Below are 14,873 nucleotides of genomic sequence, written 5' to 3' on the forward strand. Positions count from 1 at the left end.
TCCTCGGCATCGTGAACTACGGTGAGCATGGGCGTACCTTCCCAACCAGCGCGCCAACGCCGGTCTTGATCGAATACCTGATTCCGTGATGATCATCCTCGGGAAGGTGCGCCCACTTTCAGGCCACCTCGCCGAGCCTCATCCACAGGTATTGATCATTGCTCCCCACGGCCACCGATGATGCTGCACCGAACATCCCAGCGCTAGCGGTTTGCGAGCGCGCAGGTCAAGGCAAAAGATCCGGAAAAGCCGTCGCTAGGAGGTACGCGGTTGGTACGCAAGCGCTATTGCTGGACTTTCACGCGAGCCCTTACCTAAACTCGCAGGCTACACGCGAAACCGACTGAATCAAGCACCCTAGAGGCTTTGGAAGTACGACGCCGGTCCGAAGATTCGGAAACACGACCGCCGACTCTACTTACCTGCCAAAACTATGCTGGACGGGAGATCACGCGTTGGGCACAATGACTGAATTGTGCCCAAGAAAAAGTCGCTGCGGACCATCGATGATCTGCTCTCAGAGATTACGCCGGTTGATGCAAGCGAGGTCCAGTCTTGGTACAGAACCAGACACGGCCAACTCGCGGGCAGCGAGATACAAATGTCTGCGAAGACATTTCCTGTTCCGCCACTAATTCGCTACATCCTGGTTAGCTGCGGATGCAAGGACCTGGGGAGGGCGGAAAAGACGGCCTGGCAATACCCGTTCACACACGGCGACTGGCTTTTCATCGTTTCGCATCGAAAGTTCGGCCTCCGGCTATCGTTCTCGTATCCGACCGACAGTCAAGACGCTGCGAACGCTTGGGCACGGAGTTTTCTAGGGCGCCTCGCAGCCAGTCAGCGCTCCGCAGAATTGCTGCTCGCCGACGTTGCCGACCGCCAAATCGCGGAAGGTAACGTGACCCTCCAGAATCAGTACCAAGCGTTACGACTCACGTACGAGTACTTCCGCGAAGGCGCCCAGCTCGCTCTCGACGGAAAGGGGCGCATTCCCGAAAAAGCGCCTGGGGGAGGCTTCTGGATCGCACGAGAGGAACGAGAAGCGTTCTACAATATCGTCGCGATGTGCGGCGCCTACTTTTCCGTGATCGAGCATGTGCTTGTTTTATCCATCCCTTTCTTCGCAGAGCATAATTCGAAGGCGATCGATGTCCGCGAGGTCATCAAACTGTCCTGGGCTGACAAGTATCGTTACGTCCTCGGTGACTTAACGGGGATCGCGGGCGACTACTTCTCACGGCTTAACACCATCGCCGAAAGGTATAGGAACACGTATGGCCACGGCGCCTTTGGCAAAGATTGTGCGACCACCTATTTTCATGCTCCTGGAGTGGGGGCGATTCCGGGAAATATGACCCGAGTACGCCATAGCCCGCAATTCTCACTGGTGCCCGCCGCGGAGAGTGACTTCACGAAGGTGTGCGCCGTCTTCGATGGATGGGAGGCCGAGGTAGCCGACATTCTTATGTGGCCGGCGTGGACCTGGATCCAAGCTGGACTTGACGTCCGGTACGACCGAGAGTTTTGCAACAAGGTCAATGCAGCGCTCGAAGCTGAACGGTTTGATCAGTTCGTAGACGAGGAAGCTGCCCAGTGGGAATGGCACGTAAACATGGAGTACTAAGTGTCAGGCCGCGCTTGTTACTGCGTTAATCGGACGCTCAGCGCCGCGGGATTAGCCAATTCGACCAGCGCTGCCCCAGCACAGACGACGCATGCGATGCACGGCAGACCGCAGCGTCAAGTGACGCAGAGGAATAACTATGTTGGCGGCCGCGAGTCATGGCTACGTAGAGCAGGTTTCGGGTGGCGCTTTCGCCGAGGACGGCGTGGCTGGTGTCGGCGGTGACGCCTTGGGCGGATGAGCATGACTCAAGACCGCTACATGAGCCGCGGCCGGGTCCATACACAAGTGGCCGATCTGCTCGACCGCGCAGTCGAAGATCCCGACGGTCAATAAACTTGAAAAGTATGCATTTTATAGGTTAATAGCCTATGATTCGCACAATGGAGGATGGATTATGGCAAGGCGACACAGCACGGCGGTCCCCGCCGGCCTCGCCGCGCGCCCACTGCGTACCTTCCGCACCGGGCAGGCCGAGGACACCTACGCATACCCGGGCCCCGAGATCGCGCGGCTCCACGAGCGCGGCCTGCTCCATCGCCTCGCCAACGGTTACTACGTCGTCATTCCCCAAGAAATGTTGCGCCGCAAATGGATTCCTGATCTGGAAGTCGCCGCCGCCGGAATCGCCACGACGATCTACGGCCATGACGACATCGTCGTCATGGGACTCAGCGCCGCGCGCCTGCACGGCGCGATTCCTCGTGCATTGGCAACCGCCATCGTGGCGGTACCGCGCCAACACCGCCCCATCACACTCACCGACCGGCCGGCGGTCGTACGGTTCGTCAAACGCAACACCGCAGAACTCGACGCCGAACGCGTCCGCACTGACCTGGGCCCCACACTGGCAACGACGCCCGAACAAACCATCCTCGACCTCGCGCACCGTCCCACCCTCGGCGACAGCGCAGCCGACGTCCCCGCCGCCGTCGAAGCCCTCTACGCACGAGCGGATCCAGACCGTTTGCGCCAGCTCGCCACCGCACAGCGCCGCCTGGCTTCCCTGCGTCGGGCAGAAGACTGGGCAGGGGTTGCTCATGGATCCTGACGAACGCGATTCGGTCGCCACGCAGTTCGGCGTGTCCACCGAACAAGTCGAGCGCGACCACCTCATTTCCCACATCCTCGCGTTCCTCAGCCGTGAGTTCGGTGACCACCTCCACTTCATCGGCGGCACCGCCCTGGCACGCACCCACCTCCCCGACGGACGGCTCAGTGAAGACATCGACCTCATCGCCATCGGCAGCCGCAAAGAGTTGGCCGCCGAGCTCGACGCCACACTCTCCCGCGCCGTCGCGCGCACCCATGGCCGGCTGACCGTCGAACCCGCACTCAGCGGTACTGCAGACACCCTGCCGGTGCTGTTGCGCCCGTCGGACGGACGCCCGGTCCGCCTCCAACTGCTCTCCGCACGCGACCGGGTCGTCTGGCCGACGGAACGCCGCGCTCTGTTTCAGCGCTATGCGGACGCACCCGCTGCTGAACTGCTTGTGCCGACCCTCCCCGCGTTCGCGGCGTCGAAGACGGCGACATGGACGGACCGGCACGCAGCCCGCGACCTCTGGGACCTGTGGGCGCTGAGCCGGGTCGGTGCTATCGACGCGGAGGCCGCCGCGCTGTTTCGGCGGTACGGACCAACCAACAAGGCGCCGACGCTGCGCATGTTCGACCGGGCCCCGACGGACGCCGAGTGGCAGGCCCAGCTGGCCGGACAGACCCGCCTCAACGTCTCCGCAGCCGAAGCCCTCGTCGCGGTGCGCGAGGCTTGGCGACAGGCCATACGACCTGCGAAGACCGTCATAAACGGTGAATAAACGATGAGTTCCAAGATTCGATCTTGAAAAACACCCTCTGACGTGGGGCGGGCGGGGCTCGAACCCGCGACCAATGGATTATGAGTCCACGGCTCTAACCGACTGAGCTACCGCCCCGGCACGATGTGCGGCCACCATGGTCGCACACGGCAGGTCAGGCGAATATCGTCTGGCTCCGCTCGTCGACCTCGTAGCGTTCGGTGCCCTCGGCCACCCGCGGCGCATCGGCTCCCAGCGACACCGCGATCTTGTTCGCAGCGTTGCGCATCACGTCGAGCGTGAGCTCCAGCCGCTGCGTCTCGGAGAAATGCCGGCGAACTTCCTCGGCGACCCCGGCATCGATGCGCGACGGCGACCAGATCAGCGCATCGACATAGCGCAGCGCCGCCTTGTGCGCCGCGGTCAGCCCGTCGGCCGTCTCGAAGTCCGCGATCTGGCGATACAGCTGCTCTGACCCGCCCGCATCGAGCGCATGACCTTCGCGCAGCGATTTGCACAGCCGGCAGTCGTGCGCCTCGGCCCCGCGCAGCCGCACCACCTCGGTGGTGACCGGGTCCAGCTCGCGCAACCGTGCCACCGCGGGCACGAACCCGCCCAGCACCGCACCGACCGGATCGGTCTGCGTGTCGAGCTGGATCTCGGCCCGCCACCCGGGCTTACCGATGCCGAGCGCGTCGCACCCGGCCCACACCCGCGGCAGGAAGTCAGCGACGTAGATCGCCACCACCGCCCGAAAAGCGTTGTCCCCGAAAGTCTTCAGGAAGCGCTGGCGCTGATTGTCCCCGATGCCGGTCACGTCGACGGTGAACTGCTCGGCGAACGCGACGAGCACGGCGTCATGCTCGGTGTGTTCGTCGGCCAGATCGACCGGGGGCGGCAACGGCGGCAGCGACAGCGCCCGCCCGCAGGTCAGCCGGATCAGCGTGTCCGCGCGCGGCTCACCGGAAGACAGCGCGGCCATGTCTGCCAACCGCTTAGGCAACTCGTGATCGGTCACCAGCGCATTATTGCGCCTGACTGACCGAGGACATGTGAAAGTCGGGGATCCGCAGCGACGGCATGCTGGCGCGGGTGGCCCAGTCGCCCCACTCACGCGGCAACGTGACCTCGCTGACGCCGGCCTCGGTGGCCCGGCGCAGCAGGTCCAGTGGGCTCTCGTTGAAACGGAAGTTGTTGACCGCGGCGGCGACCTTGCCGTCCTCGATCAGGTACACGCCGTCGCGGGTCAGCCCGGTCAACAGCAGCACCGAGGGGTCGACCTCACGGATGTACCACAGCGTGGTGAGCAGCAGCCCCCGCTCGGTGCCGGCGATCATGTCCTGCAGGCTCGCCGTGCCGCCGGTCATCAACAGGTTGTCCGCCGCCACCGCCACCGGCTGGCCGAACTCCGCCGCGGCCGCCCTCGGATAGGCCAGCGCGTTGACGGTTCCGTCTCGGATCCAGTCCACCCGGTCGATCGCCATGCCATTGTCGAAGACCGACGCCCGTTCCGACGAACTCGTCGCCGTCACGAACGGCGAGCATTCCAGGCCCGGCGCGCGGGGATCGGAGTACAGCGTCAGCGGCAGCGACGTGAGCTTCTCCCCCACCCGTGTGCCTCCGCCCGGCGCGGCCAGCGCCGTGCGGCCCTCCTGAGCGCCGCGACCGCCCATCGACCACATCAGGTAGATCATCATGTCGGCCACAGTGGACGGCGGCATGATGGTCTCGTACCGGCCGGCCGGCAGTTCGACGCTGCGCTGCGCCCACGACAACCGCGTCGCCAGGTCGTCGAGCATGGAATCCACTGGCACGTCAGAGAAGTCGGCGGTGCTGACCCCGCTCCATGCGCTGGCCCCGTCGCGTTTGGCATTGATCTCCACCGAGCCGGTCGGCTGCGTGAAGCGCCGGCGCAGACCCGTCGAGGTCGCGACGAACGTCGTCTCCAGTTCGTGGCGGGCGAAACCGAACAATGTGTCGCGGCCCCGGAAGCCTTGCGCCAGAGCCTGTGCCACCCCGCCGAACACCTCCGCGCCGGTGCGCGGGATACCGGCGTCCCAGTCGGCCGGGGTGTCCCCGCCGGGCAGCGGCGGGGCGTTGTCGCGGGCGGGCGGTGCCGTCGCCGCCGCGTTCTGGGATGCGGACACCAGATCGGTGATGACGGCCGGGTCCACAGCACTGGAACGCACCGACCCCACGTGGGCGTCCTCGCCTTTGCGCACCACCGAGATGACGGTGGTGGTGCGGCTGGTCGATTCACCGTTGGTGGTCATTGTGTTGTTGGCCCACCGCAGCGACGCATCCACCCGGTCGGTCACCAGCACGATGGTCTCGTCTGCTCTGCCGAGCCTGCGCGCCTCATTCAGCGCAACCTCGACTACCAGTTGTGCTCCGATCATGTGTCTAGCGCCCGCCTTCTTCACGCGTGTTCAGCACGTTGACACCCCGGAACAGTGCTGCCGGGCAGCCGTGACTGACCGCGGCCACCTGACCGGGCTGGGCCTTGCCGCAGTTGAATGCCCCACCGAGACGCCATGTGGACTGTCCGCCAACAGCTTCCAGCGCACCCCAGAAATCGGTGGTGGTCGCCTGGTAGGCGACGTCACGCACCTGGCCGTCGAGCCTGCCGTTACGGATCCGGTAGAAGCGCTGACCGGTGAACTGGAAGTTATAGCGCTGCATGTCGATCGACCAGCTCTTGTCACCGACGATGTACAGCCCGTCGGACACCCGCGCGATCAGGTCCGCGACGCCGAGGTCCTCCGGTCCCGGCTGCAACGATACGTTGGGCATCCGCTGGATCGGCACGTGATGTGCGGAGTCGGCGTACGAGCAGCCGTTGGACCGGCCCACTCCGAGCCGCGGCGCGAACACACGGTCGAGCTGGTATCCGACGAACACCCCGTCGCGCACCAGATCCCAGCTCTGCGCGCGCACCCCCTCGTCGTCGAAGCCCACTGTCGCCAGTCCGTGCTGCACGGTCCGGTCGGCGGTCACGTTCATCACCGGGGAGCCGTACTGCATCCGGCCGAGCTTGTCCGGGGTGGCGAACGACGTTCCGGCGTAGGCGGCTTCGTATCCGATCGCGCGGTCGTACTCGGTGGCGTGGCCGATCGACTCGTGGATGGTCAGCCACAGGTTCGTGGGGTCGATGACCAGATCGGTGGGGCCGGCGACCACACTGGGCGCCTTGACCTTCTCGGCAAGCAGCGTCGGGAGTTCGGCCAATTCGCCGGACCAGTCCCAGACCTCGTCACCGGCCACCGCTTCCCAACCGCGCGCGGTCGGCGGGGCCAGCGTGCTCATCGACTCGAACGACCCGGCCGCCGCGTCGACGGACACGGCGTCCAGGCTGGGCAGCACCCGTACCCGCTGCTGCGTGATCGCCGAACCGAACGTATCGGCGTAGAAGGTCTGCTCCTTGGCCGCGTTCAGCCAGGCCGACACGTGATCCACCCCGTCGGCGGCGAGCAACCGGCCGGAGTAGTCCTCCAGCACCGCGATCTTGTCCCGGGCCGGGACCCCGAACGGGTCGATCCGATAGTCCGACACCCAGGAGACGTCCCGGTAGACCGGCTCGGGCGCGAGTTCGATGCGCTCGGCGTTCAACGGCGCCAGCGTGGTGGCGATCCGCACGGCGCGCCGGGCGGTGTCGGCGGCGGCAGCGGTGTCCAGTTCGGCGTGCGAGGCGAACCCCCAAGTGCCGTCGACGATCACCCGCACCGCCAGCCCGATCGCGTAATCGGTGACCGCGGTCTCCAGCGCGCCGTCGCGCAACTGCACGGACTCGGTGGTGATGGCGTGGATGCGAAGGTCTGCGTAGCTGGCGCCCGCCTGCGTCGCGGCGGTCAGGGCCGCATCGGCGAGCGCGTGGCGCGGCAGCGCAAGGAAGTCCGGATCGACGGTTCGGGCTGTCACGCCTTCACACCGTAGTGGTTCAGCGTTGGATGGCGCTGGTGCCCAGGACGGTCAGCTCCAGCGCGAGTGCGATGCCGCACACCGCGATCACGACGGTGAACGCCAGCCAGTCGCGGCGTTTGGGCCCGGACGGGACGGCCGAGATCTGTCCGGCCCCGCCCCGCGCGGTGATCGCGTCGCCCATCTCGTCGGCGCGGCGCAACGCCACCGTGACAGCGGCGGCGAGCAGGTCGATCAGGCTGGACAACCGCTGCCGGATCCGGGGACCGCGGCGGCCGTCCACCTCGCGCGGGCGCAGCCGCCGCGCGGCGTACAGCACGCTGAACTCGTCGACAAGCATCGGAAATGCTCTCAGCGCCAACGCCAGCGCCACCGCCCAGTCGTCGACCGGGATGCGCAGCGCGCGCAGCGGTCGGCCGAGCCTGGCCACCGCGGGCGCGACTTCGGCCACATTCGTGGTCCACGACACCATCGCGCCCAGGCCCAGCAGCACGATCGACAGCGCGGTGATGCGCAGGAAGTTCAGCAGCCCGCCCAGGCCGATCTCGACGGATCCGAGGTCGAGCACCGGGCTTCCGCCGGCGAAGGTGGCGGTGACCCCGCCCAGCAGCAGCAGGAACCACAGCCAGCCCGGGATCGTGGGCAACACGCCCCTCGGGATGCGGGCGATGACCGCGCCGACGACGACCAGCAGCGCGACCGCCCCGATCGGCACCCAGCCCGGGTAGAACGTCAGCAGCACCCCGATCCCCGCGACGATCAGCAGCTTCGAGCCCGCCCAGAGCCGGTGCATGACAGTGTCCCCGGGCACCGGCCGCAGCAGCACCACCTGGCGGCGCGGCTTGCGCGGCTCCGCGGCGGTCACGGCCGTCCGCCCGCGGTGGCCGGGGCGGGACTCAGCACACCGTTCTCCAGATGCACTGTGCGCGGGCACAACTCCTCGAGGCCGGCGAAGTCGTGGGAGATCACCACCACGGTCAGGCGCTCTCGGCGGCGCAGATCCTCCAACAGCCGCAACAGACCCCGCTGTGATTCGGCGTCCAGACCGGCGAGCGGTTCGTCGAGGATCAGGGCCCTGGGTGAGCGTGCCAGCAGACCGGCCAGCACCACCCGACGCATCTGGCCCCCGCTGAGCTGGTCGATGCGTCGCATCGCCAGGCCCGGGTCGAGTCCGACGCTGGCCAGCGCGGCGATGACCCGGTCGCTGTCGCGCACCGAGAATCCCGCGGCCGAGGCGATCTCGTGGGCGACGTGACTGCGCATCAGCTGCAGCCGCGCGGCCTGGAATGAGATCGCCACGGCCCCAACCTGTTCGGACACCGGTTTGCCGTCGAGCAGGCAACTGCCGGTGGTGGGCACGGTCAGGCCGGCCATGATCCAGGCCAGTGTGGACTTACCGGAGCCGTTGAGGCCGTGGATGAGCACACCGTCGCCCTCGTGCACCGTGAGGTCGATGTCCTGCAGTGCGGCCTTCGCCCATGGTGTCCCGCTGCCGTACTCGTGGCCGACGCCGACGAGCTCGAGGACGGGGACTCCTCGCGTCGCGTCGGGAGCTGCCGCCGGTGCCGGCACCTCCGCCTGCTCGACCATCTCGGTGTTGTCGGCGGCGCCGTTGCCGGCCAGCATCACCGTGCGGTCGGCGGCCTCGGCCTCGTTGTTGTAGTGGGTGATGTGCACCAGCGCGGTCCGATGCCGCGTGGTCAGCCCAGACAGCACCGACATCAGCGCCTCGCGGCCGTCCTGGTCGACCATGCTGGTGACCTCGTCGGCGATCAGCAGCGCCGGGTCGCGGGCGAGCGCGGCGGCGACCGCAAGCCGCTGCAGTTCGCCACCGGACAGTCCGCCGGTGTCGCGCTCGGCGAACCCGTCGAGCCCGACCTCGGCGAGCAGCTGGTCCACGTCGATGGCGGCCCCCGGCGGCAGGCCCCACACCACGTCGTCGGCGACACGGGTGCCCAGCACCTGGCTCTCCGGATGCTGCATCACCACCGCGGTGCCGCCGATCCTGCCCAATCCGACCGCGCCCGGGCGCTCCACGGTCCCGGCGGTGGGTTCGCGCCCGGACAACACCAGCATCAGCGTCGTCTTGCCCGAGCCGTTGGCGCCGGTCACCGCCAGATGCTCCCCGGGGCGGACCTGCAACGAGACCGGGCCGAGGGCGTCGTGGTCGGTGTTGGGGTAACGGAAGCGGACGTCGCGCAGCTCCAGGGGAACCGGAGCCACGGCGCCGATGTCGGTAGGGGCTTCCAGCTTGTGCACGTCGGGCACGCCGAGCAGGCGGCCCAACACCCGCGACAGCGCCCACCAGCCCACCAGGCTGACGAACGTGATGCTGACGACGCCCGAGGCGAAGAACAGGAACGGCCAGTAGTGCAGCGCGGTGGCGAAATCGCGGGTGAGCCGCGCGGCGAGACTCTCCAGGCCGGGGATGCGCTCGAGGACCGCGGCCAGACCGGTGATGTTGGCGGTGACGGATTCGAAGATCAGGTTGCGCAGCCGGCTCAACACGGCCAGGGCGGCGACGATGACGAGCCCGAACAACGCGCCGGCCACCAGCGCGCAGGCGATGACGGTCGGTGTGCCGCGGCCGCGACGTTTGACGATCCCGGTCAGGCCGCCGATGTAGGCGCAGTTCACGACGGTCATGAAGCCGCCCATTCCGGCGATCAGGAAGGCGACGATCCCGCCGGCCACCGTTGCGGCGAGCAGCACCCGCAGCCGGTATCGGTAGGCGAGCAGCCCCATCGGTACGGTCCCGAGCAGCGACAGTCCGGCGGCGAAGGGCACCACGACGGCGATGATCGCGATCGCCGCGCACAGCGCGGCCATGACGGCGGCCTGGGCCAGTTCGACCGGTTGGAGCGGGCCGGTCCGTCGAAGGACGCGCTCCGGTCCGGCCGATGTCATCACACGATTCTGCCAGTCGTACCGCCGCGGGCAGACAGCCCGGGCTGTGACCGAGACCACGGCCCGCCTTGATTTACATAGCCCCGCCTATGTAACCATGGGCGCATGTCGACGACGCTCGGATCCGATCTGCTGGCGGTGGTGGCCCGGATCAACCGGCTGGCCAATCAGCGGGTCCGGATGCCGGTGCCCTTCGCGCAGGCGCGCCTGCTGTCCACGATCGAGGACCGCGGCGAGGCCAGGATCTCCGATCTGGCCGCACTCGACCACTGCTCTCAACCGACCATGACCACACAGGTGCGCCGCCTGGAGGACGCCGGCATGGTCACCCGCACGGCCGACCCGAACGATGCACGGGCGGTGCTGATCCGGATCACCCCGCAGGGCGTCGCGGCGCTGCGGCAGGCTCGCGCTGACCGCGGCGCGGCGATCGACCCGCACCTGGAGCGGCTGACCGACGCCGAGCGGGACTGCCTGGCCGGCGCGGTGGACATCATGCGCCGGATCATCGAGGACGCCACGACCCAGGGTCCGGGGGCGCGCTGATTTGAGCCGATGCATTGGAGATCTATATAGTTCTCCTATGCTTCGTTCCCAACCCAAGGCAGTCTGGGCGGTCGCGTTCGCCTCCGTCGTCGCGTTCATGGGCATCGGCCTCGTCGACCCGATCCTGAAGCCGATCGCCGACAACCTGGACGCGACGCCGTCACAGGTGTCGCTGCTGTTCACCAGCTACATGGCGGTGATGGGGGTCGCGATGCTGGTCACCGGCGTGGTGTCCAGCCGGATCGGCCCGAAACGCACGCTGCTGCTCGGGTTGGTGATCATCATCGCCGGCGCCGGCCTGGCCGGGATGAGCGACTCGGTGATGGGCATCGTCGGCTGGCGGGCGCTGTGGGGCCTGGGGAACGCGCTGTTCATCGCGACCGCGCTGGCCACCATCGTCAACGCGGCCAAAGGTTCGGTCGCGCAGGCCATCATCCTGTACGAGGCCGCACTCGGTGTCGGCATCGCGGTCGGCCCGCTGGTCGGCGGCGTGCTCGGTTCGATCTCGTGGCGCGGCCCGTTCTTCGGGGTCTCCGTGCTGATGGTCGTCGCGCTCGTCGTGACCACGTTCCTGCTTCCGGCCACACCCCGCGCCGAACGCGCCACGACGCTGGCCGACCCGTTCCGCGCCCTGCGCCACCGCGCCCTGTTCGGGGTGGCAGTGACCGCGCTGCTCTACAACTTCGGATTCTTCACGTTGCTGGCGTTCACGCCGTTCCCGCTCGACCTGAGTGCCCACCAGATCGGGTTCATCTTCTTCGGATGGGGTGTCGCGCTGGCGTTCACCTCGGTGTTCGTCGCACCCCGCCTGCAGCGCCGCTTCGGGACCGTGCCGACGTTGCTGGTGAACCTGGTCGCGATGGCGCTGACCCTGGCCGTGATGGCCGTCGGCACCGACAGCAAGGCCGTCCTGGCCACATGCGTGGTGATCGCCGGACTGTGGATCGGCATCAACAACACGTTGATCACCGAGACGGTGATGAAGGCCGCGCCCGTCGAACGCGGTGTCGCGTCGGCGGCCTACAGCTTCATGCGTTTCGGCGGAGCCGCCGTGGCGCCGTGGCTGGCCGGCGTGCTCGGCGAGCAGGTGAACGTGCATCTGCCGTTCTGGGTGGGCACGGCGGCGCTGCTGCTGGCGGCCGGCGTCCTCGTCGCGACGCGCGGACATCTGCGCCACATCGACGTCGAGGAGAGCGAACTCGACGAGCTCACCGATCAGGCGCGCGCGGTCACCGTGGGCAGCGACAGCTGATCACCCGGTCACCGCAGCGCCGATCAGATAACCGACCAGATAGGTCGCGGCGATCGCCACTCCGCCGAGAAGCAGCTGCCGCGACGCCGCCCAGATCAGCGGCCGGCGGGTGAAGCGCGCCGCCACGCCCCCGGCCAGCAGCAGCCCGACCCCGCCGCACGCCAGACCGGCCCACAGCGATTCGTAGCCGAGCAGATACGGAATCAACGGGATGATCGCGCCGACGGCGAACAGGAAGAATGACGAGATCGCCGCGACCCACGGCGACGGCTTCTCGCGGGGATCCACCCCAAGCTCCTGCACGAGATGGAAATTCATGGCCTTGTGCTCGTCCCGGTGGATCTCCTCGGTGGCCTTGGCGGCGGTCTCCGGGCTCATCCCCATGTCGGTCAGCATCGCCACCAACTCGGCGCGCTCGGCCTGCGGATAGTTCTTGAACGCGCGGCGCTCCACCCGCACCTCCGACTCGATCTGCTCGTTCGCCGTCGTCACCGACGTGTACTCCCCCAGCGCCATCGAGAACGCGCCGGCCAGCAATCCGGCCACGCCGCTGATGACGACGGTGTGCGCGTCGGCGCTGGCGGCCACGCCCGCGATCAGGGCGGTGTTGCTCACCAGACCGTCCATCGCGCCGAATGTCGCCGCGCGCAACCAACCTCCGGTCACATCGGAATGTCGATGGCCGGCGACGTGCGGCTTGCCGGTCGGGGACAGAGGCCCCTGCAGTGGCGCCTCGGACGGCCCCTCGGACGGCTGCGTCATGGGCTTGATTGAACACCGGCACGCCACCACCCCGGTGATGAGGTTTACCTGGGTTTGCCACATCACAGTTTGCGGTCACGCCCGGAGGGCTACCGTCGCATCATGACCACCACCGCGGAGCATCTGCGCAACTCACTCGACGGCCGTTTCCGTGACGTGAAGAACCGGGTGCGACAGGAACTCAGCAACGCAATCTTCCGGCCGCACTACACCCCGAACACCGTCATCGCGCGCACGAAAGTCGCCGAGCAGATGAAGATCATGGCGGCCCGCGGCGCGGCCGAGGACGGCTTCAAGAAGGAGCACGGCGGCAACGGCGACGTCGGCGCCGCGGTCACCCAGATCGAGATGCTGGCGATGAGCGACCTGTCGTTGATGGTCAAGGCCGGCGTGCAGTGGGGTCTGTTCGGCGGCGCCATCGAGAATCTGGGGACCGAGCGTCACCACCAGGCGTACGTCAAGAAGCTGATCGACCTCGAGCTGCTCGGCTGTTTCGCGATGACCGAGACCGGTCACGGCAGCGATGTCCAGTCGCTGGAAACCACGGCCACCTACGACCCCGCCACCGAGGAGTTCGTCATCGACTCCCCCACCCCCTCGTCACGCAAGGATTACATCGGCGGCGCAGCCGAGACCGCCCGGGTCGCAGCGGTTTTCGCGCAGCTGATCACCCCGGACGGCGTCACGCACGGCGTGCACTGCTTCGTGGTGCCCATTCGCGACGACGACGGCAACGACCTGCCCGGCGTGACGACGTCGGACTGCCACTACAAGGGTGGGCTCCCCGGCGTCGACAACGGCCGCATCCAGTTCGACAACGTCCGGGTACCGCGCGGGAACCTGCTGAACAAGTACGCCGACGTCGCCGCCGACGGCACCTACAGCTCCCCGATCGAGAACCCCAACCGCCGCTTCTTCACGATGCTGGGCACCCTGATCCGCGGTCGGGTCACCGTCGGTGGCAGCGCGGGCGCGGCCGCGCGCGTCGCTCTCGACATCGCGACCCGGTATGCGTTGCAGCGCAGGCAGTTCTCCGATCCCGACGGCGGTGAGGTGTTGTTGATGGACTACCTCGTCCACCAGCGCCGGCTGTTTCCGTTGATCGCCCGCTCCTACGCGCTGCAGTTCGCTCAAAATGAGCTGGTGGCCCGCTGCCACGAACTGCAGACCGCCGACGACCCAGACCCCGAGGAGCAGCGCGAGCTGGAATCCCGCGCCGCGGGCCTGAAGGCGGCCAACACCTGGCACGCCACCCGCGCCATCCAGGAGGCCCGCGAGGCGTGCGGCGGCGCAGGCTATCTCGCCGAGAACCGGTTGATCGCGTTGAAGGCCGACACCGACGTGTTCACCACGTTCGAAGGCGACAACCACGTGCTGTTCCAGCTGGTGGCCAAGGAGCTGCTGACCGCCTACGCCGACGACATCAAGGGCATGAGCCCGGTCGAGTGGGTACGCTTCGCGGCCAACTTCGCCGGTGAGCGGGTGCTCAAACGCACTGCGGCACAGACGATCATGCAAACCATCCTGGACACCCGGCAGGACAACGAGGAAGAGGGCAGCCTTTTCAACCGGGGTACGCAGGTCCAGATGTTCGAGGACCGCGAGGAGTACATGATCTCGTCGGTGGCGCGGCGGCTGCAGAGCAAGGCCAAGGAGATGAGCGCCTTCGACGCGTTCAACTCGGTGCAGGACCATGTGCTGCACGTCGCGCAGGCCCACATCGACCGCATCGTGCTGGAGGCCTTCGTCGCGGGCATCGACGCCTGCCAGGACCGCCTGGCCCGCGAGATCCTGGGCATGGTGTGCGACCTGTACGCGTTGTCGGTGATCGAAGAGGACAAGGCCTGGTTCGTCGAGCACCGGTTCCTGTCCACCGAGCGCGCCAAGGCCGTCACCCGGGGCATCAACGACCGTTGCCGGCGCCTACGCCCCTATGCCGAGATGCTCGTCGACGGATTCGGCATCCCCGAGCAGCTGCGCTATGCCGAGATGCTGCACCCGGAGCACATCCCCGACGCCGACGAGCACACCCCGCAGAACGCGACCAGCGCGGGGACCATCTAGC

12 protein-coding genes, 1 tRNA gene and 1 pseudogene are annotated in these 14,873 nt (G+C 67.4%); 6 read left to right on the forward strand and 8 right to left on the reverse strand.

Features of this window, described 5'->3' with window-relative positions; all coding sequences use genetic code 11:
* The first annotated feature begins 475 nt into the window (after positions 1-475).
* Positions 476-1,627: a hypothetical protein gene (locus tag ACXMYJ_RS10655; RefSeq protein WP_460355992.1), complete on the forward strand. Its 1,152-nt coding sequence runs from the start codon at positions 476-478 to the stop codon at positions 1,625-1,627.
* Positions 1,628-1,772: 145 nt separating this feature from the next.
* Here the strand turns inward: ACXMYJ_RS10655 and ACXMYJ_RS10660 are convergent.
* Positions 1,773-1,865 (reverse strand): annotated as a pseudogene (locus ACXMYJ_RS10660) (P-loop NTPase family protein); the annotation flags it as partial.
* A gap of 159 nt (positions 1,866-2,024) precedes the next feature.
* Between ACXMYJ_RS10660 and ACXMYJ_RS10665 the strand changes: the two are divergent.
* Together ACXMYJ_RS10665 and ACXMYJ_RS10670 are read left to right on the forward strand one after the other, a co-directional pair.
* Positions 2,025-2,678, forward strand: a complete 654-nt coding sequence (locus ACXMYJ_RS10665; protein ID WP_460355994.1) for a type IV toxin-antitoxin system AbiEi family antitoxin domain-containing protein — start codon at positions 2,025-2,027, stop codon at positions 2,676-2,678.
* A complete protein-coding gene (locus tag ACXMYJ_RS10670; protein ID WP_460355996.1) occupies positions 2,668-3,444 on the forward strand; it encodes a nucleotidyl transferase AbiEii/AbiGii toxin family protein in 777 nt (258 codons plus the stop codon). The genes ACXMYJ_RS10665 and ACXMYJ_RS10670 overlap by 11 nt, the downstream gene beginning before the upstream one ends.
* A gap of 43 nt (positions 3,445-3,487) precedes the next feature.
* Here ACXMYJ_RS10670 and ACXMYJ_RS10675 read toward each other — a convergent pair.
* The 6 genes from ACXMYJ_RS10675 to ACXMYJ_RS10700 form a co-directional block, all read right to left on the reverse strand.
* Positions 3,488-3,561 (reverse strand) — tRNA-Ile (locus tag ACXMYJ_RS10675).
* Positions 3,562-3,598: 37 nt separating this feature from the next.
* Positions 3,599-4,441, reverse strand: a complete 843-nt coding sequence (locus ACXMYJ_RS10680) for a carboxymuconolactone decarboxylase family protein (protein WP_260754072.1) — start codon at positions 4,439-4,441, stop codon at positions 3,599-3,601.
* A 7-nt stretch (positions 4,442-4,448) separates the two neighbouring features.
* Positions 4,449-5,822: a metallopeptidase TldD-related protein gene (locus tag ACXMYJ_RS10685; RefSeq protein ID WP_460355999.1), complete on the reverse strand. Its 1,374-nt coding sequence runs from the start codon at positions 5,820-5,822 to the stop codon at positions 4,449-4,451.
* A 4-nt stretch (positions 5,823-5,826) separates the two neighbouring features.
* A complete protein-coding gene (locus tag ACXMYJ_RS10690) occupies positions 5,827-7,341 on the reverse strand; it encodes a TldD/PmbA family protein (RefSeq protein ID WP_260754075.1) in 1,515 nt (504 codons plus the stop codon).
* Between the two features lie 19 nt (positions 7,342-7,360).
* A complete protein-coding gene (locus tag ACXMYJ_RS10695; protein WP_460356001.1) occupies positions 7,361-8,206 on the reverse strand; it encodes an energy-coupling factor transporter transmembrane component T family protein in 846 nt (281 codons plus the stop codon).
* Positions 8,203-10,248, reverse strand: coding sequence for an ATP-binding cassette domain-containing protein (locus ACXMYJ_RS10700; protein WP_443187955.1), 2,046 nt, complete (start codon positions 10,246-10,248; stop codon positions 8,203-8,205). The genes ACXMYJ_RS10695 and ACXMYJ_RS10700 overlap by 4 nt, the downstream gene beginning before the upstream one ends.
* A gap of 105 nt (positions 10,249-10,353) precedes the next feature.
* Here ACXMYJ_RS10700 and ACXMYJ_RS10705 point away from each other — a divergent pair, with 105 nt between their 5' ends.
* Positions 10,354-10,794: a MarR family winged helix-turn-helix transcriptional regulator gene (locus ACXMYJ_RS10705; RefSeq protein WP_460356005.1), complete on the forward strand. Its 441-nt coding sequence runs from the start codon at positions 10,354-10,356 to the stop codon at positions 10,792-10,794.
* 37 nt (positions 10,795-10,831) lie between these two features.
* Positions 10,832-12,046, forward strand: a complete 1,215-nt coding sequence (locus tag ACXMYJ_RS10710) for an MFS transporter (protein ID WP_443187954.1) — start codon at positions 10,832-10,834, stop codon at positions 12,044-12,046.
* Here the strand turns inward: ACXMYJ_RS10710 and ACXMYJ_RS10715 are convergent, their stop codons facing one another.
* Entirely contained in the window at positions 12,047-12,808 is a 762-nt protein-coding gene (locus tag ACXMYJ_RS10715; RefSeq protein ID WP_443187953.1) for a VIT1/CCC1 transporter family protein, read from the reverse strand.
* Positions 12,809-12,910: 102 nt separating this feature from the next.
* Here ACXMYJ_RS10715 and ACXMYJ_RS10720 point away from each other — a divergent pair, with 102 nt between their 5' ends.
* Positions 12,911-14,872 carry an acyl-CoA dehydrogenase family protein gene (locus ACXMYJ_RS10720; protein ID WP_443187952.1) on the forward strand — a complete coding sequence of 654 codons (1,962 nt, stop codon included), beginning with the start codon at positions 12,911-12,913 and terminating at the stop codon, positions 14,870-14,872.
* Position 14,873 lies beyond the last annotated feature (1 nt).

It is taken from the genome of Mycobacterium sp. ZZG (assembly GCF_054786995.1).